The organism is Blautia sp. HCP3S3_C4 (genome assembly GCF_052064095.1).
In the GTDB taxonomy this organism is placed as follows: Bacteria; Bacillota; Clostridia; order Lachnospirales; family Lachnospiraceae; genus Blautia_A.
Window position 1 is genome coordinate 125,691 of sequence record NZ_JBQHWF010000005.1, and the last position, 26,994, is coordinate 152,684.

Genomic DNA, 26,994 nt, shown 5'->3' on the forward strand with positions numbered 1-26,994 from the left:
TAAAAAATGTAGATGGTTGTTAGGTTTTTCAATTAATGATGGAGGTACACATGATGAAGAAAAAGTTAGTATCAATTCTTTGCGCGGCAATTTTGCTTAGCGTATCTTTTAGCCCTGTTTGTGGATCCGAATTCACAAGCTCAGATGGAGCGGAAGAGGTTTTTTCAGCCGGAGTAGAAGAAAACAATAATAATGACACTTTAGAACCGAAAAAATCAATAGAACAGACTGCGGAAGTTCCGGATGTAAATATAGATGATGAATTTTCCGCATTTTCTGAAGAAGACGAAGATGAAGAATCTTTTATTATAAAACTTGAACTGATAAAATCTCCTAATAAAACCAAGTATACGTTAGGTGAACTCTCTACAGAGGTGAGTGATATTGATATATCTGGTTTGATACTAAAAGTGACAACAGACAATAACAAAAGCTACGAGAACACATTTGACGGAAGAATTGATGAGTACGGGATGCTTGAAGACTCAAATGGCAATGAATACGATTGTAAATTGCTAGATAAAGATTTAAGGGAAATAGACTTTAATGATTACAATGTTTACATTGGTCCTGGCAAATATTTTATACAGATAAGTTATACAGATGCAGTTCAGGTGACAATACCTATTTCTGTTCAGATTCCAAATACTGCCTCCACTTTGACTAAAACATCAGACGGGAAATATAGTGTCAATGCAAAAGTGTATAATTCAGAAGTATGTGGGGTCTTTGTTCCTGAAATTTCCGGTGACTATGTGCTTTCACTGGGGAAATATAAGCCATATATGTTATTTGATGAACATGGCAAAAAAATTTCTGATATAAACGGTAATTTTAGCTTAACTGCCGGAGAAAAGTATGTTATATATGATCCCAGATATGAAGGAGACAGTGTACAGATTACAGCTGAACTGGCTTACGATATTTCCTCAATAGAACTTGCGTCAGAATTTAATTCAGATGTTACTTATTATACACCTACAGACTTTGGAGAAGTTTCTTCTGAGGGTAAATGTTTGGGCGGAGAAAAATGGAATGGAAAGCTTAAGATAAATTACAGTAATGGTGAATCTGAAATTGTTTCAGCAAGAAACGGAAAAACAAAATACAGAAAGTATGTGCAGAGTTACATAATTTATAATGGAAATAAAATATATCCGGAAGCAGGCATCTATGACTTTCATTTTGGAATACAAGGCTCAGATAAAGAAGCAATTATAAAGAATGTATCTGTAAAAAAATCTTCGGAGATGCCAACCATTAACACCAGTGGTACGCAAACTGTAACGGTAGGAAGTACAGCAGCCTATATTCGTGTGAAAACAGGAGCAGAAACACGATATATAATATCAGCAGACTTTCCACAATATAATCAGGGAACTCAGGTAATTACTATTTATAAAGAAACTAACGGAACAATTGATGAAAAAGAAGGGGCTATTGGAACTGTCCAAAGTGGGCATGCATGTGCTTTAACTCCTAATTCTGTTTATTATTTAAAATTCAAACTTTTTAGTGGCTGGATGGAAAATCCTACTGCAACATTTACAATGACACCTCAGGCTGCATCAATATCAAAATGTGATATCAGCTTTCAAAAAGTAGCATATCCTTACACTGGGAAGACAGTCATTCCGGTGTTCACAGTTCGTGAAGGTAATACAACACTTACTCAGGGTGTAGACTATACTGTAACATATAAAAATAATAAAAATATAGGAACAGCAACTGTTACAGTTAAAGGAAAAGGAAGCTATACAGGAAGTGTAAAAAAGACGTTTAAAATCCAGTTGCAAACCCCAACTCTTCAAACTGTAAGCAAGTCTGGAAAAACAGATGTAAAACTTACGTGGAAAAAATCGATCAGTGCTACAGGCTATGAGGTGTACAGAGCAACAGGAGGTTCCTGGAAGAAAATTGCAACTGTAAAATCAATCAGTTATACGAATAAAAAACTGAAAAAGGGTACCACATATAAATATAAAGTTCGCGCTTATAAGGTTATAAACGGTAAGAAATTATACAGTGGATACTCTACTGTAAAATCCATAAAAAAATAGACAGAAAAATTAAGAGAATGGATACAGATAAGTTTGTAAATATGGGGGACGAAGATTATGAGAAACAGGAATTTAATCAGAAATATTTTATCTGTTATATGTACTATTATGGTTTTAACGTCTGTTATCTGCTTAGCGAAAACGGTGCCGGTGGCTGCTGCAAAGCCTAAAAATGAAATTGATGTATATGAAACTTTTTTAAAACAACGTCATGACTTAAATTGTCAGGGAACAGCAACTGGAATTTTTACAGTAGATTCTTTCTATATTTTTGATATAGATGGGGATGGAGTCTTTGAATTATTTGTAGCTGATCAGAATGCCTGCCCTAACAGAAGAAACCGTCCCGGACATACACATATATTATTATATAAATATGAGCAAGGAGCAGCTCAGCTGATAGATGGTGTCCTCGTAAAACAGGGAAAAACAAAATCAGTATATATTTCTACTGCTTATTCGAAGGTTATAATTCCGGCTTATAGCAAGTGGTCGATGTTAGATAAGTACGGAAATTATAATGAATATACTTCAAAGCCGTCGTTGTCTTTATACAAAAAATATTCTTTTTATAAAAATACAGAACAAAATCGCAAGAAATATCTTGGAAAGGCGAAAAAAAGATTAGAACTTACTAATAAATATCAGAAAAAACTTGATGAATATCAACTGAAATTTGAAAAATTAAAAAAGACAATGAATGATAAAGGAATAAAGATTTTTAAAAATGTGTCAGATTCCTATGATTCATTAAAAACAGAATCTATTGATAACCTTAATAAAAATTTTAAAACATTATTAGCATCCAATTTGCCAGCTTCTGCTGAGCAGGCATTATTAAAGGTATTTACAGATACTATTCAGGAAACTATAGTATCTAAACCATCATCGTACAATGATTGTAAAACGGCAGCACAATTAGTAAATAAGGTGAGCAGCCAAATGACTAAAAATGATGGAGCTTTTACATTTAAAGACAAAAAGATTACATACCGTGTAGTATTTGATTCAATCGGAACAACAGGGGCAAGTTATGTTTCTGGAACTATTACATCAAGTTTAGGAATAACATATAAATTTCTCGGAACTACTGTTAATAAAGCATATGTAAATGAAGATCTGGATAATTTGAAAAAATACAGTGATAAAAAAATAGAAGAAGCTAAGAAAGAAGTATATGATGAAACTGGTAAAATTTTACTTCCAGATTATTTGAAAAACTATTTAAAAGCAACATCTAAAAGCAAGCTTTATAAAACAATTGCTAAAAAGTCTCCGGAGATAGCAGAAATTGTAAAAAAAGGTATTACATCTATTGAGAAATTTAATGCAGTTAAAAAAGGACTTGAAGGACTCAAATCTATAGACATAAAGAATACTTCTGAAGATAAGATTGTAAAAAAATTTGCAGAGTATGATAAAAAAGTACTTGCATATCAAAAGGCAATAGAAAATTTATTCTAAACAATTATAATTAAGTGAATTTTTGTAACCGCCAAATAATAATGCGGTCAGATATAAAATTACCCCAGCCCTTTGCGAGTTGGAGTAATTCACTATAATTCACATGCGATTTTTGATAGATTGGAGTTTTTCACTCCAAGGTGCAAACTCTGCGAGCTGATTATCGGTCATCTCTTTCGTTGGCCGATGGTCCAGCAGAAATTTCAGATATCTGTAAACATTCAGGTCATGCGCCTTTGCCATCTCAACCATTGTATAAACTACAGCACTGGCATTGGCTCCTTCTACAGAATCACTGAACAGCCAGTTCTTCCGGCCGACTGCAAATGGACGGATCGCGTTCTCGCTGAGATTGTTTGTGAAGCTGCAGCGGCCATCCTCCAGATATGTCTCTGCTGTTTCCCGACGGTTAAGGACATAATTCACTGCTTTATCCATGCGGGTATTCCGGACTGGCTTTTGCTGCTCAAGCCACGACCAGAAAGCCTCCAGAACAGGTTTTTCCTTCTCGAGACGCAGCTGCTTACGCTTTTCATAATCACCGGGATATTTTTTGTTAATGGAATCCTCTATGGCGAACAGGCGGTTACAGTACTGGACTCCCTGTACTGCCGGCTGGATGTAATCATACTGTTTCCCTTTGGGAACGGCATCGATAAAGTACCGGCGGATATGTGCCCAGCAGGAACACCGCTTGATATCCGGCAGGCTGTTGTAGCCCTGATAACCATCCGTTTCCAGATATCCGTGATAGCCTTCCAGAAACTCCTTTGCATGGCTGCCACTCCTGGTTGGAGAATAGCCAAATAAGATAATGGCGGGAAGGCCGTCTTCGCCGCTGCGGAATAGCCACATGAAGGATTGCGTCTGTGCCCGGCGCTCTTCTTCCTTCAATACCTGGACTCTGGTCTCATCTGCCATTGCGAAGCTGCGCTTCAGCAGTTCCCGGTGGAAGTAATCATACATTGGCTGAAAGTAATTCCTGGAGCAATAGATGATCCAGTTGGCAAGTGTCGTCCTGCTGATCTGGGCACCATACTGTTTCCAGTCTTTTTCCTGACGGTAAAGCGGAAGTCCATTGGCGTACTTCTGATACATCGTCCATGCAACGGTGGAAGCGGTCGCCGGGCCTTTTCCTACCAGGGCCTGCGGCACCTGAGACTTTACGATCACAGGCTTTTCCGTATCTCCCAATCCTTCCTTACAGGACGGACATCCATAACTCTGCCTGTAGTATTCGATCACTTTGCATGTGGCTGGGATGAATTCCAGCTCACGGCGGACATACTCTTCGCCGATCAGAACCATCTGCGTACCGCAGACCGGGCAGACCTGATCTTCATCCGGAAGAGGGATGACTACTTTTTCAACCTTCAGGCCTTTAAAAAGATCCTCATGGGTTGCTTTCTTCTTGCGGGTATGCTCCCGGATCACGGCCTCTTCTTCCAACAGGGAAGGATCCTGTTCCACTTCCGCTTCATCAAAAAGATGCTGCTGTCCTGGAATGTCATCGGTTCTTCTTTCGCTGGAAGAACCGAAAAGCTTTTTGGTAAGATAGTCCACCTGTTCCTGAAGGGCTTTTTCGTGGCTGTTTTTTTCATCAATAACAAGACGGAGAGATTTGATCAGTTCCGTCTGCTCAGAGATCATTGTTTTCAGCCCGGTTATGGTGTCCTTCAGCTCTCGCAGCTGGATGTCTTTTGCACCGGAAGCCATCGTTCTCTCCTTGGATTTGATGTCTTTATTATACCAGAAACGTAGCCATTTCCAAAGAAAAACAAGTGCTGAAAAACGCTGAATTTATAAGGAAATCTGCCATTTTTCTGTGCAGGATTTTTACCGGGATCCAGATGCTTTTTTACTCTGCTTTGAGTGCTTTTGGCTGGTCGATATCAATTCCTGACATCAGCCAGTCGAACTCCCGCCAGGAAAGATTCCGGACTTCCGACTGCTTCCTTGGCCATTGATAGCCGCCCCGGACAGACAACCGTTTATAGATCAGGACAAAACCATCCGGTTCACGGAACAGAGCTTTGATCCTGTCCCGTCTTCTTCCACAGAACAGGAAGAGCGCACTGGATGTCGGATCCATCTTAAGCTGGTCTTCGATAATGGAACAGAGACCATCGATCGATTTGCGCATATCTGTATAGCCACATTATCCTAACATTCGGATAATGTGGCTTATCCTCAGAGTATTTTTATCCTCATCTTTTCTGGATATAGAGATATTTCCTCTCTTCTTCGCAAAAAAGATGAGGATAACATATTTTATGTGATAATGGAATCGCATTAAAATCGAAAGGATGTGATTTCATGAATTATGATGATACCGTCGAAAAGGTAATGTCACTACTTAAAGAAAAGAAGGTGTGTTCAAGCAGTAGAAAGTCGCATAGGGACTGTTATGAATCTCTTGGATCGTATCTCGACCAAAATAGTACCGAGTATACGGTCAAAGCGCGTGATGAATGGTTTGCTGAGATTAAGAAAAGCCTTCCTTCACAGCGATGTGTCATATGGATCCGGTATGTATACCAGTTAGAGGAAATGGATTCTTCAGGAACAGTATCTGACCGCAGGCTATATCTAAATCAATCAGTATACGATAAACTTCCAGTTTCATGGAAAGATGATCTTGATTTCTATCTTGAAGACTGTTGTAAACGTTATACAAAACGCACATTAGAATTAACACGTACCTATTGTTCCGAAGGGTTGCTCATTTTTGATGAAATTGGAGTTGTCAATATATCAGATATCTCATACGAAGCGGTACTGATACTTGTAAACACCAAAATGTATCAATCAGATGAAACCAGAAACGTGATCCTTAATTACACGGCTCGGATGATACAGTTCTATGAAAAGATCGGGAAATGCACAAAGCCATACAGTCTTCTCTTTAACAGTCAGATTTATCCTCATATCGGATTGATCGATGCGTTTTCTTCAGAGAATAAAGCAGCTTTACAGAAAACGATAGATGTAATTATGTCAGCCGCAGACTTTAAAGGAAAGATTGAGCCTTTTATCGAATGCCTGCAAGCCCATGGATATATCGGTACTACTTTGAAACTGGCAAAACATGCATTAACAGCTTTTTATCTGTTTCTGGATATACATGATCTTGGTTATCATCCGGATATCGTTTGGATATGGTTCTCTGAGGTAAAAAATACACTGGGAACTTCCTGGCTTCACTGGAGAAGAGTTCTGAGTTTTTGTAATGAATATCTTCTTAGCGGCGATATCCACCCGGGCGGGAAATATAAATACATTCCTACCATATATGATGAACTCCCTGAATGGTGTAAGGAAGCCGTCGCAGGTCTTTTAGAACAGAAAAAACGTGGATATCGCGAAAGCGGTACACTTAAATCTTATCGATGTTCCTGTGCAAGCTTTTGTCTGTTTTTGATCGATCATGGGTATGACAGTTTCAAACAGATTTCTCCAGAGATAATCAAAGAATTCTCAATCCGGGATGAACATTCCACATTTAAAGGCCGTGCCACCCGCTTTGTAATCGTAAGAGCCTTCCTACGCTATCTTGAGGAACATCGATATAGGTTCTTCCGCATATTTACGTACAATCCTGATTTTATACAGGATTGTACATCAGCTTTGCTGCTAATAACTTCTTGCTACATCGACCATACATAGTGCGTTTTACCATCTTCACTTTGTTATTTGTTCCTTCTACAAAAGCATTGCTTAAGTCACTGGCAACTGCATTTTCAACAGCTGAAATATCCTTTTCCAATCCACTTGCAAAAGATGCTAACTCTTTTAATGAAGAATACTTGTAGCGGTCAATAAATAGATATAATAATGGCATTTTTTTCGTCCGAAATATTTCACGGAATTCACGAATACATTTTTCAATTTCCTGCAAAATACTATATTTATTCCACAAATATTCATAGTGTTCCAAAGTTAGATCTCCATTTAACCATAGATACTGAAAGATTCCTTTTCTGATAATATAATCCGTTTTTGTCTTTTTTGATTGAGCGGTTTCATGGGAAGAAGAAACATATTTATTCACATCTATCTGATATTGCACTGCCACGGAATGTACATATTGACGGACATTACCATTTCCACAAGCACATCCCAAATCCATTACCAGACGTGCCGTTTCAGATTGTGTTTTTCCTTCTGTTAAACATCTGATAATAAAATCTTTATGCTGGTCGAGACTACTTCGCTTGTTTGTGCGGCAAAGAATCATTGGATCTCCCTTTAAATATTTTTTTGTTGTCTGTCTATTGATTTGAAATCTCCTTGTAATTTCTCGGATACTTATTCCGGTTTGGTACATTTTCTGAATCTGCTGAATCAGTTGTAAACGTTTTTGTTCAGCTTCCGTAAAGTTATCCACAATGGGTTCGATTTTTTTTACAAGGTACACCTTCCGACCGTTCAGGAAGATTCTCTTTTATAGTTTCTTTGGAAGTAATCGCTGTAGTTGAGGCTATTTCGCGACTTAATATTTTATTAACAGCATCCATAAGGTTCTGATGAAGATGGAATCTATCCGCAATCTGCATACAATCCGGTAGTATTTCTTCTACAGCTTTTGCATATGCACTTGCCCTGTCTCTTGTAACAGTCTTAACCTGTTTATTCGTTTTCAACCATTCTTTCAGCGTAACTCCATCACGTCCATCTAAAATAGCTACAGGTTTATGCGTTTCTTCGTCTACTATAATCGTTCCATATGTGTGTCTTTTTTTATAAGCAAAATCGTCAATTCCGATAGCAGAACCACATTCGGCTTCTGACTGTTTTTCATATCTCTTAATGAGCGTACGAATCACGGTATCACCACTTGTTTTAATATTCATTGATTTAAGAATTCTAGCACAACTTTCGCAACTGGTTTCAAGAGCTAATGTTGTCATCAAAGCAACCAGCCGTTCTGTCATATAACTGTAATTATTTAAAAAGTTCTCAAAAGTTTCCGTAAATGATGTTATAGAGCATTCAGGATTGACGCAATTAAACTCATAAAGGTTAACGTCAAGCATTACTCTTTTTCCGTAAATAGGCAAATCTTGAACTTTACGGTGATGCGTTGCATGCAGACTGGAAGACTCCACTATGCATTTAGGACAGTTACACCTTTTTGTATGAGAGCGCATTTTAATATGAATTTCCTTGTCTTCGACAAGAACAGATTCAATCAATAAATTCTGAGGATAAAACTGAGATAATGATAAACTATTTGTTGCGTCTGTCATGGTAGTACTCCTTATAAAACAAGCTTCTCATAGTATACCATTTCCAACATTAAATTTCCAGCTTCATACGTAAATATGCGGAAGAGCCATTTTTATTTTACAACAAACAGGACAGAGGAATGGAAACTAAAAAGTTAAAGATCTGACAATACGGGATGCGTTTATGTTTGCTGCAGTAATGTCTGATCCGGAAATCTGTCGCAAAGTGCTGGAACTGGCATTGGGGATTCCCATTTCGGAAGTGCATATCCAGACGGAGAAGACTATGGCATATCATTCAGAATATCATGGTGTACGCCTGGATGTTTATGCTGATGATGCATAGAAGAGGCGCTTCAATGTGGAGATGCAGGTTACTTTGCAGAAATTTCTTCCCAAAAGAAGCCGCTATTATCATGACCAGATAGACATGGATGCATTGCTTGCAGGTGATTCCTATGAGAATCTTCCGGATACTTATGTTATTTTTATCTGTGATTTTGATCCATTTGGTGATGGACTGTACCGTTATTCGACAGGTATGGTCTGTGAAGAAACAGGAAAATCTGTAAGTGATGGTGTAAAAACTGTTTATCTCAATGCACATGGAGGGAACAGGGAGGATATTCCAGAAGAATTACTGCAGTTTCTGGATTATGTAAAAAATACCGGGCGAACAGAAGAGATTTCAACGACAGATCCATTTGTCAGACATCTGCAGGACAGTATTGATAAGATTAAGCAGAATCGAGGTATGGAGGAAAGATATATGCTGTTAGAGGAAATGATGCGGAACGAAAGAAAGGAAGGAAAAATAGAAGGAAAATTGGAAGGAAATGCAGAGGGAAAACAGGAATTTCTTCTTACTGCGCTTGAATCCAAATTTTCAGTTCCGTCTGAGTTAAAAGAAAAAATTATGTCCGAAACAGATATTGAAAAACTTGATCTGTGGTTTCAGCTTTCACTTAAAGTGTCTTCTCTTGAAGAGTTTGAACAAAATATGTGAAGGTTCAGAAGTATTTCTTAAACCGATCATTATCTTTACCGGAAAATTTGTACACATCTATAAATTCTAAGCCCATATCGGGCGATTTATCAAAAACTTGTTATTATTAATGTAGAGTGAAAACAGAAGAACTCTTTTTTGCTAATTTGGAAAAATAGATTATAATAGAAATGTATTTATTCCTTTACATGACACAGAATGGAGAAGACGTTTATGGATAATTATGAAAAACAGGTATATATAGGAAGAGAGCTGTTTTTACAGCATGATCAGGATAAGCTGATAGAGAAATATGGATTGAAACATGATGAAGAATATCTGTATTTGAAATATATTGGAACAGAATATCGGATCAGCCGCAGAGATGGCGCCATTGCATATTCTGAGGGTGAGGAATGGATGGACTGCAAAGAATATACAATTGTTATGACAATCTATGATTTTCTTTGTTGTTCCGGGCAGGAAATATTGCCGCCTTTGACCGGCCAGTGGCAGCCGGTGGGCAGATTTGTAACTGCCGGAAGCAGTCCGTCTACAGACTCCTTTGTAGAAAAGTATGCACAAGCATTTTCAGGAAAAGTGGAAGAGGTAAAACAGGCCTGTATCTGTCTGGGAGGAAAGCAGATGGAGCGTCTGGCAGGGGCAGACCTGACCTTTGAAATGCCTGTTTTCCAGGATTTTTCTGTGCTATTTCAGTTTTGGGATGGGGATGAAGAATTCCAGCCAAAGATTTTATTGCTGTGGGATAAAGTATCGTTATCGTACCTTCATTTTGAAACTACCTATTATCTTCAGGGGGATCTGCTAAAGGCTATACTTCAGAAAACAAGCTTATTTGTGTAACAACTCTTTACCAATTGTGAAGACACGGAACAGTTATCTTTACGATAAAGTAAATTCATGTTATGATTGCTTTGAAAGTAAATTTGTATTAATTTGGAGAGATAAAATGATGAATTGTCTGGCAGTAGGGCTGGGTGGTTTTGCAGGAGCAGTATTGCGGTACCTGATCGGGCTGATTCCCACAGGGGAAACCATGATTTTTCCGGCAAAAACCTTTTGTATCAATATAATTGGATGTATTGTGATCGGAGCAATCACAGTACTGGCGGCGAAATTGTCTGTTCCACCAAGGCTGATTTTGTTTCTGAAGGTGGGAGTCTGCGGTGGATTTACCACATTCTCAACCTTTGCGCTGGAATCTTCGGATTTGATTCGGGATGGACATATGGGAATAGCTCTGTGTTATATATTGCTTAGTGTGCTGGTGGGCGTGCTGGCGATTTTTGCAGTGGAATATCTTACAGCCTGATTCTGGAGAAATTAATCAATGAAAAGAATATCGTTGGATGATCTTCTTCATACCAGACAGAATCTTACCTATCAGGAACAGTATGGATATAAAATATACCTTTTCCACCATGATTTCCGTGGATTATTATCTGGCACATCCGGATATGTATGAGAAAGATCGAAATTGGGTACTTATGCTGAACCAATATCTGAAAAAGCATACAGATGCATTACTGACACCGGAATCTTTGAATGAAAGAAGCTTTGAAATATGGCACAGAGAGAAATTTCTGGACAGAGAACAGGGAAAGAATATTCTGATCCTGGAAAATAAAGATCCTTTTTTCAGTATGCGCAATTACCTGCTGAATGGACATACTGAAATTTTTGGTGCAGAAATCGGAACCCTGATTTATGGTGCAGGAAAGGGGATTATCCGTTCTTTTCAGGATTTTGACCTGTGTGCGGAACCCTATATGAAACATCCGGAGAATACAATTTATTATTTCGGGGATCTGGATTATGAGGGTATCGGTATATACGAAAATCTGGCAGAAAAATTTCGCAGCAGATGGAAAATCATTCCTTTTGTGCCGGCATATCAGTCTATGCTGGAAACAGTGAATACAAAGCTGCGGCAGGCAAAACAGGCGGCGGAAGATGCTTTTCAGGTGCCGCAGAAGTACTCTTGATATTGGGAGTTTTTTCCCCTTGTTTTTTCCTTTTGGGGTTTTCTTCTTTTTATGTCTGAGCTGGACAGAAAGATGTTTCTGTTCAGAGTTCCAGATATGCCGGAAGAAATCGTAAAAGGTACCGATGCCTGGCACATCATCAGGGGAGAATCCACTGATGATCGCATATAAAGGACATTCTTTGAGTCTGGATACCCAATCAGTAATGGAAGTGATCTTGAGTTTAATAGAAAGCAGGTAAGAACGCAGCATGGAAACTGGATCTCGTGGAGCAGATCCGAATTTAGAATAAGAACCCAAAAGGATGCTTGTAGTCTGGGAAAGATCCAGATGCCAGAACTGTACGATGATCTTCCATGTCTGTCTGGATATAGAAAAAGGATCTGGATAATAAAGTAAAAAATTAGAGATAAGGAAGTCCTGGTAAAGGGAATGTGATTCAGGTGAATAAACAGGTAACATGATAATGCCTCCATTTCAAAAATAATATAATCGGCAGAGCCGTAAGAGATATTTCTTATTGATCAAGGCGTGAAACGCCACATTTTGGGAGGGATTTGTCAAGTATTTTTTAGAAAAAAATGGGGGAATTTTAGTTATGAACAAAGAAAAAACCTTGAAAAATCAAGGCTTAGAATTGCGAGAAGATATAGACCATGATGGGGAGCGGTATATCCTCCATCTCTCTCTGGGTAAATTAAGCCGTTTCAGGTAGGGGATTATATTATTATTGCCCAGCAGACAAGCTGTGAGGGAACTGTGTATAAAATCGAAATCTGTTATACGACACTGCTTTCCATAGATAATAAGCATATTGTGATCCCCAATGGCACGCTTTCAAACAGCATTATTACAAATGTGACAGCCAGGGATCTTCGTAAGCTGGAAATCAAGGTAGGGATATCCTATGATTCCGGTATCCAGAAGGCAAAAGAAATTCTGGAGGAGATTCTCCATAATGATGAGGATACCAAGGATGACAAGGGGATGGTGAGGTTTGTTGACGAATTAGGTGAGAACGCGGTGATCATGGGACTTCGTGTGTGGGTAGCGACAGATAAATACTGGTCTGTTAAATGGCGTCTGAATCAGTTGATCAAAGAGGCATTTGATGCCAATGGAATAGAAATCCCCTATAACCAGGTACATGTCAAAGAAGAGAGCAGAATATGAAGATTTCAGTAGTTGGAAGCATCAGGAAATTATGATTTTTGAAATTGAAAATTTCAGACAAAATTGTATAATAAATTTAAAGTGACTTGTAATGTTTTGGGAGGAAATCATGATTCGTGTAAAAGATATTGCAAATATGGTCGGAGTAAGTCCTACTACAGTGTCAAATGTTATTCACGGAAATACAAAGAGGGTATCGCAGGAAACAGCACAGAAAATCAGCAGTATACTTGATGAGGTGGGGTATATTCCTAATATGGGTGCCCGGCTTTTGTCACAGAATACTTCTCATATTATTGGATTGGTAATAGGTTTTGATTATCTTCATGGTGAAAATGCCATGCAGGATCCATTTGTCAGTACATTTGTTGGACAAATTTCCAGTGAAATTGAAAATGCCGGTTACTATATGATGATTATCAGAGGTGATGATTGCCGGAAAGTTGCTGAGGTGACTTCGCGATGGAATGTAGATGGTCTTATTGTCCTGGGATGGACCGAAAAGAGCCATAAAACATTAAAAAAAATGCTGAAAAAACCAACAGTTGCTATTGATACATATGTGAGTGACCCTGAACTGGTGGTAAATGTGGGGACGGATGATTTTGATGGAGCCTATCAGCTTGGAAAGTATTGGGCAGATCATGGATTCAGGAAAACACTGTTTCTGACAGAAAATACTGCAGAGATGGATCAGTGTCGATTTGCCGGATTTCAAAGAGCGATGACAGAGGCATTTGGAGAGTGCAAAAAGGAAGAAAGATTAATCTTACTTTCGTCGAGAAAAGAAGTACGCAGATTACAATATGATGAACTGCTCCCCAGGTTCAGGGAGGCGGGATCACTCGCATTTATTTCTGATTATCTCGCTATAGATGCTGTCGATTATTTTATTGATAAGGGAGTCAGGGTACCTGAGGATATATCGATAACAGGGTTTGATGATACCTTTTATGCAGAACTTATTCACCCCAGGTTAACTACGGTTCACCAGAATATTGGGTTAAAAGCTTCAACTGCTATGCAATTATTGCTGAGACTGATAAACCGAGAGAAATTGCCGGAGGAAGAGAGAAATATAAAGATCGCCGTACAGTTGGTTGTAAGAGAGTCAGTAAGAAAAGGAGAATAGAAATAACAAAAGGAATCAGATCTGGGGAGATTTGGTTCCTTTTTAGTTATATTTCACAAAAGCAGTTGAAATGTATTGTGTATTGCTATAGTTTTGCAGAAAACCTATTGAATTATTGTGAAAAAGCATTTATAATACAAATTACATTAAAGGTTTAGCGCAAAACCAAAGAAATATAGAGGAGGAAAAATTGATGAAAACAAAAAAAGTGATTTCCATTGGATTAGCAGCTATGATGAGTTTTACTGCTCTTACCTGTTCTGCAGCTACTGCATATGCCGAAGAAAAGAAAGATGAGGTTGCAGGAGGAAAAGATGTAACTATCAGTATTATGGGAAGAAAGGTAGAAATACATGATGCAATGTTAGAAGCTGCCGACCGTTACATGGAATTACATCCTAATGTTACAGTTGTAATGGAAACAGTCGGCGGTGGTGATGATTATGACGGTACTCTTAAAACCAGATTAAATGGTGGAAATATGCCAACCATTTTTACTCTTCAGGGTCCTCTGAATTGGGATGAGTGGGGAGAGAATATGGAAGATCTTTCAGATCAGCCATGGGTACCTTACATGACAGAGGCAGCAGCACAAGGATCCACTAATGCAGAGGGCAAGGTTCTGGGACTTCCTTATGCAATGGAAGGATATGGATATATATATAATAAGAAAATATTTGAGGCAGCAGGAATTGATGGGGAAAGTCTTAAAACGTATGAAGAAATAGATACAGCTTTTTCCAAATTAAAAACCATGATTGATAATGGAGACTTAAAGGATGAGTTCCCAGATCTGGAAGCTGTTATGGATTTTCCGGTAAAAGAAAACTGGATTACCGGATGTCATACGATTAATACCGGATTAAACCAGGAATTCCCGGATGAAAATGCAGCCTACGAGGCAAAGGAACTGAAATTCACAAATGCAGAGGAATTGAAGCAGATTATCGATTTTCAGGTGAAGTATACAGCTGCAGCAGATAATCCGGTTGAACTTCTTTCTGGCGATTATTCACAGAGCGTTGGCGGAGGTCTTGCAATTGAAAGAATTGCAGTTTTGCAGCAGGGTAACTGGATCAATACAGAAATGTCAGATGTAAATCCGGAAGTTGCAGATAATCTTGGAATTATTCCTATACCTTTAGGTGATGTGGTCAGTGGAAAACTGGCAGTAGGTGTGCCTTGCTGTTACAATGTATACAGCGGTGCTTCGGATGCAGAGAAAGAAGCGGCAAAGGATTTTTTAAACTGGTTATTTCAGTCTGATGAAGGAAAAGATATGGTTGTTCATAAGATGATGTCCGTTCCTGCTTTCTCAAATTACGATGGTGTGGAACCGGAAGACGCACTTGGAAAAGTTGTAAAAAAATATTTGGATGAAGGCAACACAACATCATGGATATTTAATGCTTTTCCAGCTGGCTTTGGTGATGTCTTTGGAAACGGTGTACAGGCTTATGTTTCAGGTGAAAAAACATGGGACGAAGTTGTAAGCGACTGTAAAGATGCCTGGTCAAAGGCCAGAAGTAAGTAAAATAATGGGATGCCGTTATAGTAAATGACGGCATCCTTTTGGAATAGGAGTGGATATAATAATGAAAAAATCTAAGTCAGGGTTTTGGATTTGCGTGCTTCCTGCCCTCATCTGTTTTGCTATGGTAGTTCTGATTCCGGCAATTACAGGTTTATTATATTCTTTTACGGATTGGAATGGAATGAATAAACCTGTCAGTTTTGCCGGACTTGAGAATTACAGGGGACTTATCAGTGATAAAGTGTTCTGGCGGGATTTTCTTTATACGGCAGAATTTTCTGTTGTAGCAGTTATTCTGGTTAATCTTCTTGGATTTGCACTTGCACTGCTGGTCACACAGAAAATTCGGGGAGCTAATTTGTTTCGTACTGTGTTCTTTATGCCCAACTTGATTGGAGGTATCCTTCTTGGATTTGCATGGCAGTTTGTGTTTACACAGGGGTTCAATTACTTAGGAAAATCACTAAATATTTCATGGCTTCAGGGATGGTTGTCTACACCATTTACATCTACCGTTGGATTAATGATTGTAGTTGTCTGGCAGCAGGCGGGATATATGATGATCGTGTATATAGCACAGCTGCAGAGTATTCCTGATAATCTGATTGAGGCTGCAGAAATTGATGGTGCAGGAAGACTGCAGCGTTTAAAAAATTTGATATTGCCATTATGTATGCCGGCATTTACAATTGGTTTCTTTCTGACACTTTCAGGTACCTTCAGACTTTATGACCAGAACCTGGCTTTAACAAACGGTGGACCTTATGGCTCTACACAGATGGTATGTATGAATATTTACCGTACTGCATTTGGAGAAAATGATCTGGGCCGCGCACAGGCAAAGGCGCTGATTTTTGTTATTGTCATTGCAATTGTATCGTTGACGCAGTTGTATTGCAGTAAAAAGATGGAGGTGGAAATGTAATGTGGGCAAAACGTATAGAAAAAATATTTATGCAATTGCTGGGAGTAATACTCTCCATTGCGTTTTTGTTTCCAATTTATGTTCTGGCGATTAATTCATTCAAACCTTTGCGGGATATTTATAAAAATGCTATTAATTTTCCGGAAACATGGTCTGTTGAAAATTATATAAAGGCGTTTGACAGGTTGAATTTTTTTAATTCATTTACGAATTCTCTAAAGATAACAGGACTAACGGTTGTTATTATCATTTTTATTTCTTCACTTGCAGCCTGGGCGCTGGTAAGATATAAAACCAGGGCGAGTAATGTTATTTTTATGATTTTTGCCTCTGCAATGCTGATTCCGTTTCAATGTGTTATGCTTCCGCTTATTCGGAATATGGGACAACTTCATTTATTAAACACTCCGGGTTTGATTTTTATGTATCAGGGATTTGGATGCTCTATGGCAATTATCCTGTTTCATGGATTTATTAAAAATATTCCACTGGAATTAGAAGAAGCTGCTACAATTGATGGATGCGGAATGTTCAGAAGATTTTTCTGCATAGTTCTGCCTTTGTTAAAGCCAATCATTGTGACAGTGGCAATTTTAAATGTAATGTCAACCTGGAACGACTATCTTCTTCCATCTCTTGTAATCAATAAGGAAGGGATTCAGACATTGCCATTAAAAACATTTTTATTTTTTGGACAATTCGCAAAGAAATGGGATTTAGCTACGGCAGGATTAGTTTTGTGTATGATACCAATTATTATTTTTTATTTGTGTTGTCAGAAGTATATTGTTAAAGGCGTAACAGAAGGAGCAGTGAAAGGATAAAAATATGAGTGTGAAAAATCAGTGGTGGAAAAAAAGTGTGGTATACCAGATTTATCCAAGAAGTTTTATGGATAGCAACGGAGATGGGATTGGTGATATAAACGGTATTGTTGAGAAGCTTGATTATTTAAAAGAACTTGGAGTGGATGTACTGTGGCTTTCTCCTGTTTATAAATCTCCTAATGACGACAATGGGTATGACATTTCTGATTATCAGGATATTATGGATGATTTTGGAACAATGTCAGATTTTGACAGAATGCTACAGGAAGCACATAAGCGAGGTCTGAAAATCATGATGGATCTTGTTGTGAATCATACATCAGATGAACATCCATGGTTTGTGGAAAGCAGAAAATCCAAAGATAATCCATACAGGGATTATTATATTTGGAAAGACCCTGTGAATGGAAAGGAACCAAATAACTGGGGAGCGTGCTTTGGAGGCTCTGCCTGGGAATTTGACGAACATACAGGAATGTATTACCTGCATTTGTTCTCAAAGAAACAGCCTGATCTTAATTGGGAAAATGAGGAGGTTCGTCATAAAATATATGATATGATGAACTGGTGGTGCGAAAAAGGAATCGACGGATTCCGTATGGACGTTATCAGCCTGCTTTCGAAAGTACAGACATTTCCAGACGGGGAGTGCAAAGGCGGTTTGTACGGAGACAGTGACCCTTACATCTGCAATGGACCAAGAATACATGAATTTCTCAGAGAAATGAATAAGGAAGTATTGTCAAAATACGATTTGATTACTGTAGGAGAAACAGCTGGTGTCACTATTGAACAGGCAAAAAAATATGCAAATCTTGATGGGTCAGAATTAAACATGGTGTTTCAGTTTGAACACGCTTTTCTGGCAAATGGACCTTATGGTAAGTGGACAGATAATCCGGTACCGTTGTTGGAGTTGAAGCAGGTGATGAGCAAGTGGCAGACGGCACTGGAAGGAAAGGCATGGAACAGCCTGTATTGGGACAATCATGATCAGCCCAGGGCAGTTTCCAGATACGGAAATGACAGTTCTGAGTTTCGTGAGATTTCAGCAAAAATGCTGGCTACCTGTCTTCATATGATGCAGGGAACACCATATATTTATCAAGGTGAAGAACTGGGAATGACCAATATCTATTTTGACAGTATTGATGATTATAAGGATATTGAATGTATAGATAATTACCGTGAATTAACAGAATCGGGTTTGATAAGTAAGGAAGACATGATTCGTTATCTGGGATTAAGAGGTCGTGATAATGCAAGAACACCTATGCAATGGAGTGATTCCCCCAATGCCGGATTTACTGTGGGTACACCATGGATTAAGGTAAATCCGAATTATAAGGAAATCAATGCGGAATCACAGATTTCCGATAAATCGTCTGTGTTTCATTATTATAAAAAATTGATTCAACTGAGGAAAGAATACGATATTATCATAGATGGGCATTACAATCTTCTACTTCCTGAAGATGAACGCATCTTTGCATATGAACGAATATTAGGTGGACAAAAACTGCTAGTAATATGTAATTTTACACAGGAAGAAGCAGAGTGTACTTTGGCAAACATAAATGAGGGAACTGTACTTATTTCCAATTATGAGAACCATAAACCGCATATGATGCAGCCATATGAAGCAATTGCGGTTCTCTATGGGGAGTAAGTGTTAAACATCGAGAGATTGAATATCTTATGAATTTGTAGTATCAGTGCGAGTGATTAAAAGGCTGTCGTAAAAGGCAGTCTTTTTTTATATGATAAAACATGAAAGACAGAAATTTATAGATTTTGGACAGATTATTTTATGGGCAATATGCGGTAGTAATGTTATGATAAACACACTTAAATATGCAAGGTGAACAATAACTTCTTGGAATTCTGAGCCTTGATTTTTCACAATGTTATTAACTTAAGGAATCTTTTACATTCTGAAGAGTTTCAGAAAATTTTTAAAGAAAAGAAAGATAAAAACAATCCTGCTTTCCATAGCAGCAACCGTAATTTGCTTTGTGGCAGTGTTCACTTTTATGAATAAACACGTTACATATATCAGCTACAAAGATGCAGGGAAACAGGTGTAATGACTATTTATTTTGAGCAGAGTTTGTGGGAAAAATATGTAAGCTGTATTTTTTATCCATATGATCATATTCATGATATTCTGAAGAAAGATGAGATAAAAGAAGTATATGTAGATAAGGATGGAACTACAACAACAATCTGGGAAGCTCCGGAGGAAGAACAGAAAGCTTATTTATCTGAAGAACATACAGAGCCGTTAGGATAAAATATTAGAGTATTTTTCAAACACGATCTAAAATATGAAAGCGAATTTTAGAGATTTCTATAGGTTATAAGGATTTATAAAGAGGTTGTCATGGAAGGCAGCCTCTTTTTGTAATTGCTGATGGACATTCTCTTTCCATATGTTACAATAGAACAAGAATATGGAAAGAAAGACAGGAAACCTAACTATGAAAAAACAACTAAATTATGCAGATATCATAAAGGAAGCGCTGATCCTGACAGGTGCGGTAGCAATCATTGCGGCAGCAGTTTATTTCTTCCTGGTGCCGAGCCATACCTCTGTAAGCAGTATCTCCGGTCTTGGTATCGTGTTATCAAACTTTGTACCTTTACCATTGTCTGCAATCACCATGATTTTGAATGTGGTACTTCTGATCATTGGCTTCTTTACCTGCGGACGCGAATTTGGCGTAAAAACGGTTTACACCAGCATCGTTTTGCCTTTATTTCTCGGATTATTTGAGAAAGTATTTCCGGATTTTGGCTCTATGACCAACAGTCAGGAGCTGGATGTGCTGTGCTATATCCTGGTGGTTAGCGTAGGACTGAGCATTCTTTTTAACAGAAATGCATCCTCAGGCGGACTGGATATTGTGGCAAAGATCATGAACAAATATCTTCACATGGAACTGGGAAAAGCAATGTCTCTTTCCGGTATGTGCGTGGCTCTTTCAGCAGCGCTGGTATATGATAAGAAGACAGTGGTGCTGAGTATTCTCGGAACATACTTTAATGGAATGGTTCTGGATCACTTTATCTTTGACCATAATATTAAACGTCGTGTCTGTGTCATCACTCAGAAAGAGGAAGAACTGCGTAAATTCATTATCGAAGATCTGCACAGCGGAGCGACGATCTATGAAGCGACAGGTGCCTATAATATGAAGAAACGCAATGAGATCATCACGATCGTAGACAAAACAGAATATCAGAAGCTGATGGCTTACATCAATCATGAAGATCCAAAGGCCTTTGTGACGGTTTACAATGTATCGGATATGCGCTATCAGCCAAAGCTGTGAGAAATATTATGGCGGGAAAGCTGTGGGTATGATAGAATAGCAGGGTGATTATATAACCATAAAGAGATTATGGTAGAAAGAGGATGAAAGATGAGAAAAGGAAAAGGAATTACCTTGCTTCCCATTGGTGTATTTCTTGTATTATACCTTGGACTGGGCATTTTGTTTGAGTATGTGATGGAAATCCCCATGGGATTTTATAATGTGCCGATCGTAGTAGCATTTCTGGCTGCAATCCTGGTTGCCTGTTTGCAGAACAGAGCACTGGATTTTGATAAGAAACTGGAAATCATGGCACAGGGAGTTGGGGACAAAAATATCATCACCATGCTTCTGATCTTCCTTGCAGCCGGATCTTTTGTAGGAGTTGTGGGAAGAAGCAGTGCTGAGAGTGTTGCATATTGTATGCTGAGCCTGATACCTGCCAGATTTTCAGTATCTGTGCTGTTTATAGTTGCCTGTTTTGTGTCTGTGGCCATGGGAACCTCTGTGGGAACCATTACCCTACTGACACCGATCGCAGCAGCAGTTTCCACAGCATCGGGATTTGATCTGGCATTTTGTGTGGCTTCTGTTATGGGTGGAGCTATGTTTGGAGACAATCTTTCTTTTATTTCAGATACGACGATTGCTGCATGTAATGGTCAGGGATGTGAGATGAAAGACAAATTCAGGGAAAACTTCTGGATCGCTCTTCCAGCAGCTGTTGCCACGCTGATTTTGATTCTGATCCTGTCATTTCAGACAGAAATCCAGGGTCGTGTGATCCAGCCCTATCATCTGACACAGGTAATACCATATGTGCTGGTGTTAATCGGAGGAATTGTTGGAATCAATGTGTTTGTGGTATTGCTGACAGGGATCATATCCGGAGCATTTATCATGCTGATCGGAGGACATACCACACCTGTAGAGATTCTGAAAAATATGGGATCCGGTGTATCCGGAATGTTTGAGACCTGTATGGTGGCAATCCTGGTAGCTGCAATGTGTGCGCTGATTCGTGAATATGGTGGATTCGATGCGCTTCTTGGCTGGATCCATAAAATTTTCCGCGGAAAGAAGGGCGGACAGCTTGGAATGGGACTTCTGGTAGGAACTATGGATATTGCCACTGCCAATAATACAGTGGCAATTGTAATGGCAAACCCTATCGCAAAGGAAATGGCAGAGGAGTATGGGATTACACCGAGAAAGACAGCTTCCATACTGGACACTTTTTCCTGTGTTTTCCAGGGAGTGATTCCATATGGTGCACAGATGCTGGTTGCAATCTCAGCAGTGAACGAACTGGGTGATGAGATTTCTGCATTTCAGATCATGCCGAAATTGTTTTATCCCATGTTATTGCTGCTCAGCTCTCTGATCACAATTATGAGAGGTTCAGACCGTACAGGAGCTTAAAAGATTCCCCCTGCCGGAAACTATATTTTTTCTGATTTTTTTCAAAAAATACTTGACCTTCCTCCTTGTGGAAGCAGTATAAATGAAGCACAGACAGGGCAGCAGATCAACTGTATCTGCTGTCAGGAAAGCAAGAGGTAGCAGTATGAAGATCAAACAGGTGGAAGAGCTGGTAGGCATCACCAGAAAGAATATCCGTTTTTATGAAGAGCAGGGTCTCCTGAATGTGGAGCGTGCAGAGAACGGATACCGGGAATATCATAGGGCAGACATTGCCAGACTTCAGGAAATCAAATTATTCCGGAAGATGGATATTTCAATAGAAGAGATGAGAGCTCTTTTTGAAAAGAGGAAAAGCCTGCAGGTCTGTCTGGAACAGCACCTGGGAGAACTGGAACGCCGCAGGGAGGGCCTTGTGAAAATGCAGGAAATGTGCCAGCGCCTGATAGCAGAGCATCAGTCTCTGGATACCTTGAATGCCGAGAACTGTCTGGAAGAAATCGAGCAGATGGAGAAAGAGGGTGCAAGGTTTATGGATATAAAGAAAACAGATATCCGTAAGAAAAGAAGGACAGGAGCGATCATTGGAGCAGTAGTTATGATCTTGCTTATGGGATTTACCATAGGGCTTATGCTGTGGGCAAATACACAAGATCCCATACCGACCGGACTGCTGATATTCCTGATCGCCATACCGGTTGTGATCATCGGAGGAATTCTGGCAGCACTTGCAGGACGCATGAAAGAGATTGAAGGAGGAGAAGAGGATGAAGCTTCTAAGTATTGAATACATTCCGGGTGTAGAGTTTGAGGCACTGGGAATTGTAAAGGGAACAGTTGTACAGACAAAAAATGTAGGAAAAGATTTCATGGCAGGGATGAAGACTCTGGTAGGCGGAGAGATCACTGGCTATACGGAAATGCTCAATGAGGCAAGACAGATTGCCACCAAGCGTATGGTGGATGAAGCCAAAGAGATGAATGCGGATGCTGTGATCGGTGTAAAATACGGCTCCTCCCAGGTAATGTCAGGGGCAGCAGAAGTGATTGCATATGGAACTGCTGTGAAATATAAACAGGATTAAAAATTAAGAACAAGAGCAGAGAACGCAAAAAGAGATCTTAAGTAAAGCAGAAAATCCGTAATGAAGGTTGGGAAAGGAAATTCAACATATGAAGATTGAAGGAAATCAGAAGGAATTAGACGCAATGGCTGAGTTTCATAAAGGAAACCGTGCAGAGGGTTTGCGTCTGCAGGAGGAATTCGCGGCAGAATTTCGTGAAGAATACAAGGAGAAGGATCACTGTTCCTGCCAGAAGGCCTGTCGTTATCACGGAAACTGCAAGGAATGTGTGGCAATCCACAGAGCACACCAGGAACATGTTCCGAACTGTATGCGGCCTCTGCTCAATAAGAAGCTGAAACTGTTATCAGAGCTGACAGAACATACGCTGGCAAATGAGATAGAGGCACCGCATGAGATCCTGAGAAAGCCATCAAAAAGCTGAAAAATTTAGAAAATACACTGGAAATAAAACGATGAAAGGCATAAAAGAGATATTAATATGAGCGATAATAAGAATGTAAATCAGGATAAAGGTCTTCAGGGAAATGAAAAAATAGAGCAGGCGATCGCTGCTCTGCAGCAGGAAGCCACTCAGGAAATGCTGGCACATACACTGACTGTAATCCGCAGGCGAATGAGAGAAAACGGTCAGCTTATCCTTGCAGTAGAACCGCCCACAGGAGACAACCAGCTCCGGATCGGCACAGTGAAAACCGGAGATGGTAAAGTCTGGTGGGCGGCATTTACAAGCTTTGAGGAAGAACTGAAAGGCGGCGGAAGCGTACAATCCACTTTTCTGACAGACATAGATCAGCTTTTTCATTCAGCATTACAGGTAAATGAGATTGAGGGAATCATCCTCAACCCATGGAACCGGACGATCATGCTCGATAAGAACCTGATTAATATTATATTGGGAAATATATGAAGCTATGTAAAGAACTCTCATGTTCAGTTAAATAAAAGTCCTCATTGTTTATCCTTTTTACAATTTCTGCAAAGTTATGCGATAGTTAAAAATGGATAAATACTGAGGACTTTTCTGCTTATCGGGAGTTTCCCATTTTGTTTAATTCAGGTAAGATTGTAACCAGCATGGTAATAAAACACAGAGAACCACCGATCACATTGGATACCGGCTCTGCCATAAACACGCCATCTGTACCCATGTGTAATCCATAGGGCAGGAAATAAGTCAGCGGAACCACGATAAATACTTTACGAAGCAGGGAGAAAAAAATAGCCTGCTTTTTTTTATTTAATGATTTAAACACTGTCTGACCGATATACTGCAGATCCATAAAAATAAAGGCTGCGAAGTAAAGCTTCAGTGCAGGAACTGCATCCTTTAATAGCAGTTTGTCTGAACTGAAGATCCCGATCAGAAATTCAGGGGCAATGAGAATGACGCTCCACATGATACCTGTATAGATCAGAACCATAATGATCAGAACACCCCCTGCTTTCTTTACCCTGTCAGGACGTCTGGCTCCGTAATTGTAGCTGAGAACAGGAGAGGTTCCCTCATTGATCGCATGGATAGGAGTCTCCACCATCTGGCGAACACTGGATATAATAGTCATGACAGAGATATAAATATCACCGCCTGTCACGGAAAGAACATTATTGCAGCAGATACTTACCAGGCTGTTAGTCAGCTGCATGATAAATCCGGCAGACCCCAGACTGATGATATCCCTGGCATGTCTGGTGCACTCAGAAATCTCATTTATATGAATCCATCTTACCTTCAATTCTGATTTTCCATGAAGAAAATAAAATACAAGCAAGGCAGAGAGAATCTGAGAGATGACAGTAGCAATCGCTGCACCCTTAATCCCCATATCCAGAACAAAAATAAAAATTGGATCGAGAATAATATTTGCCACTGCACCGACTGTTACTGACAGCATACCGATAATGGCATATCCCTGTGCATTGATAAAAGGATTCATTCCTGTTGCTATCATGGAAGGGAGAGTACCCAGAAGGTAAATCATAAGATAGGGATACGCATAAACCAGAGCATCATCTGAAGCACCAAACAGAGTCAGTAAGGGGCGGGCAAAAAGAAATCCGATCAGCATCAGCACAGCAGCACTTCCACATAACATGGTGAAAGCAGTATTCATGATCATGTCAGCAGTCCTGGAATCTCCTTTTCCGCGGTTGATAGAGAAAATTGGTGCACCTCCGGAACCAAAGAGATTACTGAAAGCAGTAATGATCATGATGATCGGAAAGCATAAGCCCACAGCGCCAAGTGCAGTTGTTCCTATATCATGGATCCTGGCGATATAGATACGGTCCACAATGTTGTATAAAAGATTCAATATCTGTGCTACCAGCATGGGAAGCGCAGCGCTTAATATATTGTTGGTTACAGTTCCGTTTTCAAAATCAATTCGTTTCATTATAAATCTTCCTAAGTTTAAAACTTTTATCGTGCATATAAGTATATCATAAAGTAAACAGAAATTCACTCTGATACAGTGGTGTTGGAACAAAATATTCTCTGAAATTGTGATAAGTCATGATACAGAGAATAAAAAAGCATTTTTTATCCATACTATTTTCATGTAACAAAATACAGTATTTCTTAAAAAAGGAGACAACAGACTATGATTTTAAAAGAAAAGGAACGTTCAGTAATCGAAGATCTTCAGACACAAGAGAAAAGCTGTGTGGAAAAGTATGGAAAATACGCAGAACAGGCCAGAGACCCGGAGCTTAAAAATCTTTTCCGGAATATCCAGCAGGAAGAACAGAAGCATTATGAGTCTTTGTCAATGATTCTTTCCGGAAGTGTGCCTGAATGTAACTGTAATGACAGATCAGGCAGAGATTATCAGCCAAAAGCGGTCTATACAGCTATGAGTTCACCGGAAGACAAAGAGCACGATGCGTTTCTTGCAACAGACTGTATTGGTACAGAGAAGCTGGTGTCAGGAACATACAATGATGATGTATTTGCCTTTGGCGATAGTGGTGTACGCAAGCTGCTGGCAGATATCCAGATTGAGGAACAGAACCATGCAGAGATGCTGTATAAGTATAAAACAGTGAATGGAATGGCATAAGAAGTTTTAAGGCATTGAGCAGAGTGGCATATTGGGGAAATTTTAATTACCTGACAGGAGACAATTGGTTCTGACTGTCTCTTATCAGGCACATCTTATTTTACAAAAAATATGACTGTATAAATGTTGGGATATTTTATGAAAAATCTTGTAAAACGCCATATTATACTATAATTACTTCCTTCACTGTCATTCCAGACAGATAATAGATATATCGTAAATTGGAAAGGGAGATTTTGCAAGAGAATGTTATGGAAGAATTGTAAGGTCCAGGTTTTCGTGTTAATATATCCATATACAAAAGAAGAACAGTTCCAGTTCTCCGGAGGGGAGAAATCATGCGTGATGAGACGAAGATAGAAGGGAAAAGAACCAGAAGAGAACGGGATATTTGAGTATATGAATGGAATTCGTGTGGTCTGTCCTTTTGAGGATGAGATTTATGAGGTCGTAGAACTTTTAAAGCTGCAGAAAGATATTGAAATTCTTAAGATCAAAGATTATATAAAAGATCCCAAGAAAAATGGATATCGAAGCCTCCATCTCATTGTGCAGGTACCAATCTATTCTGCTGATGGACCGCAGAAGGAACCGGTAGAAATTCAGCTCAGAACCCTTGCTATGGATTATTGGTCTGTGCTGGAATATCAGTTGTATTATAAGAAAAGTGAGAACGAAGAAGTGGCAGCAGAGCTAAAAGAATATGCTGAGGAAATCGCCCGGCTAGATGGAAAAATGTTGAAGATGCGGAATAAAATCGAGAAGATCTAGAAT

General features: G+C 39.2%; 28 protein-coding genes and 1 pseudogene. 24 read left to right on the forward strand and 5 right to left on the reverse strand.

Annotated elements, in window-relative coordinates:
- The first annotated feature begins 50 nt into the window (after positions 1 to 50).
- Genes ACTNC6_RS06685 through ACTNC6_RS06695 form a run of 3 tightly spaced genes read left to right on the forward strand, consistent with a single transcriptional unit; the run spans position 51 to position 3,524 of the window.
- Positions 51 to 2,060, forward strand: a complete 2,010-nt coding sequence (locus ACTNC6_RS06685; protein WP_441043564.1) for a fibronectin type III domain-containing protein — start codon at positions 51 to 53, stop codon at positions 2,058 to 2,060.
- A 17-nt stretch (positions 2,061 to 2,077) separates the two neighbouring features.
- Positions 2,078 to 2,230, forward strand: a complete 153-nt coding sequence (locus ACTNC6_RS06690) for a hypothetical protein (RefSeq protein WP_441043565.1) — start codon at positions 2,078 to 2,080, stop codon at positions 2,228 to 2,230.
- On the forward strand, positions 2,211 to 3,524 hold the full coding sequence (locus ACTNC6_RS06695; protein WP_441043567.1) for a hypothetical protein: 1,314 nt from the start codon (positions 2,211 to 2,213) through the stop codon (positions 3,522 to 3,524). Before ACTNC6_RS06690 ends, ACTNC6_RS06695 begins: the two co-directional genes overlap by 20 nt.
- Before the next feature lie 99 nt (positions 3,525 to 3,623).
- Here the strand turns inward: ACTNC6_RS06695 and tnpC are convergent, their stop codons facing one another.
- Both tnpC and tnpB read right to left on the reverse strand, forming a co-directional pair.
- Positions 3,624 to 5,240: an IS66 family transposase gene (gene tnpC / locus ACTNC6_RS06700; protein ID WP_441043569.1), complete on the reverse strand. Its 1,617-nt coding sequence runs from the start codon at positions 5,238 to 5,240 to the stop codon at positions 3,624 to 3,626.
- Positions 5,241 to 5,382: 142 nt separating this feature from the next.
- Positions 5,383 to 5,670, reverse strand: a pseudogene (gene tnpB, locus ACTNC6_RS06705) (IS66 family insertion sequence element accessory protein TnpB); the annotation flags it as partial.
- Positions 5,671 to 5,840: 170 nt separating this feature from the next.
- Between tnpB and ACTNC6_RS06710 the strand changes: the two are divergent.
- A complete protein-coding gene (locus ACTNC6_RS06710; protein ID WP_441043571.1) occupies positions 5,841 to 7,190 on the forward strand; it encodes a hypothetical protein in 1,350 nt (449 codons plus the stop codon).
- Here ACTNC6_RS06710 and ACTNC6_RS06715 read toward each other — a convergent pair.
- The gene (locus ACTNC6_RS06715) at positions 7,129 to 7,941 is read right to left on the reverse strand and encodes a transposase (RefSeq protein WP_441043573.1); all 813 of its coding nucleotides are present in this window, start codon (positions 7,939 to 7,941) and stop codon (positions 7,129 to 7,131) included. The genes ACTNC6_RS06710 and ACTNC6_RS06715 overlap by 62 nt on opposite strands.
- On the reverse strand, positions 7,904 to 8,773 hold the full coding sequence (locus ACTNC6_RS06720; protein WP_441043574.1) for an ISL3 family transposase: 870 nt from the start codon (positions 8,771 to 8,773) through the stop codon (positions 7,904 to 7,906). The genes ACTNC6_RS06715 and ACTNC6_RS06720 overlap by 38 nt, the downstream gene beginning before the upstream one ends.
- Positions 8,774 to 8,936: 163 nt before the next feature.
- Between ACTNC6_RS06720 and ACTNC6_RS06725 the strand changes: the two genes are divergently transcribed.
- From ACTNC6_RS06725 to ACTNC6_RS06810, 18 genes are all read left to right on the forward strand, one after another.
- Positions 8,937 to 9,098 (forward strand): hypothetical protein, encoded by a 162-nt coding sequence (locus ACTNC6_RS06725; RefSeq protein WP_441043576.1) that lies wholly within the window; start codon positions 8,937 to 8,939, stop codon positions 9,096 to 9,098.
- Between the two features lie 15 nt (positions 9,099 to 9,113).
- Positions 9,114 to 9,758 (forward strand): Rpn family recombination-promoting nuclease/putative transposase, encoded by a 645-nt coding sequence (locus ACTNC6_RS06730; RefSeq protein WP_441043578.1) that lies wholly within the window; start codon positions 9,114 to 9,116, stop codon positions 9,756 to 9,758.
- 213 nt (positions 9,759 to 9,971) lie between these two features.
- Positions 9,972 to 10,601, forward strand: a complete 630-nt coding sequence (locus ACTNC6_RS06735; protein ID WP_441043579.1) for a DUF3786 domain-containing protein — start codon at positions 9,972 to 9,974, stop codon at positions 10,599 to 10,601.
- Between the two features lie 106 nt (positions 10,602 to 10,707).
- Positions 10,708 to 11,070 carry a fluoride efflux transporter CrcB gene (gene crcB, locus ACTNC6_RS06740; protein ID WP_441043581.1) on the forward strand — a complete coding sequence of 121 codons (363 nt, stop codon included), beginning with the start codon at positions 10,708 to 10,710 and terminating at the stop codon, positions 11,068 to 11,070.
- An 82-nt stretch (positions 11,071 to 11,152) separates the two neighbouring features.
- On the forward strand, positions 11,153 to 11,743 hold the full coding sequence (locus tag ACTNC6_RS06745) for a Wadjet anti-phage system protein JetD domain-containing protein (RefSeq protein ID WP_441043582.1): 591 nt from the start codon (positions 11,153 to 11,155) through the stop codon (positions 11,741 to 11,743).
- Positions 11,744 to 12,439: 696 nt separating this feature from the next.
- A complete protein-coding gene (locus tag ACTNC6_RS06750) occupies positions 12,440 to 12,916 on the forward strand; it encodes a mechanosensitive ion channel family protein (RefSeq protein ID WP_441043642.1) in 477 nt (158 codons plus the stop codon).
- Positions 12,917 to 13,025: 109 nt separating this feature from the next.
- Positions 13,026 to 14,048 (forward strand): LacI family DNA-binding transcriptional regulator, encoded by a 1,023-nt coding sequence (locus ACTNC6_RS06755; protein WP_441043584.1) that lies wholly within the window; start codon positions 13,026 to 13,028, stop codon positions 14,046 to 14,048.
- Positions 14,049 to 14,241: 193 nt separating this feature from the next.
- Entirely contained in the window at positions 14,242 to 15,582 is a 1,341-nt protein-coding gene (locus tag ACTNC6_RS06760; protein ID WP_441043586.1) for an ABC transporter substrate-binding protein, read from the forward strand.
- 61 nt (positions 15,583 to 15,643) lie between these two features.
- Positions 15,644 to 16,507, forward strand: a complete 864-nt coding sequence (locus ACTNC6_RS06765; protein ID WP_118136131.1) for a carbohydrate ABC transporter permease — start codon at positions 15,644 to 15,646, stop codon at positions 16,505 to 16,507.
- Entirely contained in the window at positions 16,507 to 17,331 is an 825-nt protein-coding gene (locus ACTNC6_RS06770) for a carbohydrate ABC transporter permease (RefSeq protein ID WP_118136129.1), read from the forward strand. Before ACTNC6_RS06765 ends, ACTNC6_RS06770 begins: the two co-directional genes overlap by 1 nt.
- Positions 17,332 to 17,335: 4 nt before the next feature.
- Positions 17,336 to 19,003 carry a glycoside hydrolase family 13 protein gene (locus tag ACTNC6_RS06775; protein WP_441043588.1) on the forward strand — a complete coding sequence of 556 codons (1,668 nt, stop codon included), beginning with the start codon at positions 17,336 to 17,338 and terminating at the stop codon, positions 19,001 to 19,003.
- Positions 19,004 to 19,420: 417 nt separating this feature from the next.
- Complete coding sequence (locus ACTNC6_RS06780) at positions 19,421 to 19,627, forward strand: hypothetical protein (protein ID WP_441043590.1); 207 nt, start codon at positions 19,421 to 19,423, stop codon at positions 19,625 to 19,627.
- Between the two features lie 187 nt (positions 19,628 to 19,814).
- Positions 19,815 to 20,669 (forward strand): YitT family protein, encoded by an 855-nt coding sequence (locus tag ACTNC6_RS06785; RefSeq protein WP_026649931.1) that lies wholly within the window; start codon positions 19,815 to 19,817, stop codon positions 20,667 to 20,669.
- Positions 20,670 to 20,759: 90 nt separating this feature from the next.
- Positions 20,760 to 22,073, forward strand: a complete 1,314-nt coding sequence (locus tag ACTNC6_RS06790) for a Na+/H+ antiporter NhaC family protein (RefSeq protein WP_441043592.1) — start codon at positions 20,760 to 20,762, stop codon at positions 22,071 to 22,073.
- 145 nt (positions 22,074 to 22,218) lie between these two features.
- On the forward strand, positions 22,219 to 22,860 hold the full coding sequence (locus ACTNC6_RS06795; RefSeq protein WP_008705113.1) for a MerR family transcriptional regulator: 642 nt from the start codon (positions 22,219 to 22,221) through the stop codon (positions 22,858 to 22,860).
- Positions 22,841 to 23,158 (forward strand): YbjQ family protein, encoded by a 318-nt coding sequence (locus ACTNC6_RS06800; protein WP_019163048.1) that lies wholly within the window; start codon positions 22,841 to 22,843, stop codon positions 23,156 to 23,158. Before ACTNC6_RS06795 ends, ACTNC6_RS06800 begins: the two co-directional genes overlap by 20 nt.
- A gap of 88 nt (positions 23,159 to 23,246) precedes the next feature.
- The gene (locus ACTNC6_RS06805) at positions 23,247 to 23,582 is read left to right on the forward strand and encodes a hypothetical protein (protein ID WP_019163047.1); all 336 of its coding nucleotides are present in this window, start codon (positions 23,247 to 23,249) and stop codon (positions 23,580 to 23,582) included.
- A gap of 57 nt (positions 23,583 to 23,639) precedes the next feature.
- Positions 23,640 to 24,068, forward strand: coding sequence for an SseB family protein (locus ACTNC6_RS06810; RefSeq protein WP_441043595.1), 429 nt, complete (start codon positions 23,640 to 23,642; stop codon positions 24,066 to 24,068).
- Positions 24,069 to 24,186: 118 nt separating this feature from the next.
- Here the strand turns inward: ACTNC6_RS06810 and ACTNC6_RS06815 are convergent, their stop codons facing one another.
- Positions 24,187 to 25,554 (reverse strand): MATE family efflux transporter, encoded by a 1,368-nt coding sequence (locus ACTNC6_RS06815; RefSeq protein WP_441043596.1) that lies wholly within the window; start codon positions 25,552 to 25,554, stop codon positions 24,187 to 24,189.
- 207 nt (positions 25,555 to 25,761) lie between these two features.
- Here ACTNC6_RS06815 and ACTNC6_RS06820 point away from each other — a divergent pair, with 207 nt between their 5' ends.
- Both ACTNC6_RS06820 and ACTNC6_RS06825 read left to right on the forward strand, forming a co-directional pair.
- Positions 25,762 to 26,220 carry a ferritin-like domain-containing protein gene (locus tag ACTNC6_RS06820; protein WP_025581036.1) on the forward strand — a complete coding sequence of 153 codons (459 nt, stop codon included), beginning with the start codon at positions 25,762 to 25,764 and terminating at the stop codon, positions 26,218 to 26,220.
- A gap of 399 nt (positions 26,221 to 26,619) precedes the next feature.
- A complete protein-coding gene (locus ACTNC6_RS06825; protein WP_441043598.1) occupies positions 26,620 to 26,991 on the forward strand; it encodes a GTP pyrophosphokinase in 372 nt (123 codons plus the stop codon).
- Positions 26,992 to 26,994: the final 3 nt, after the last annotated feature.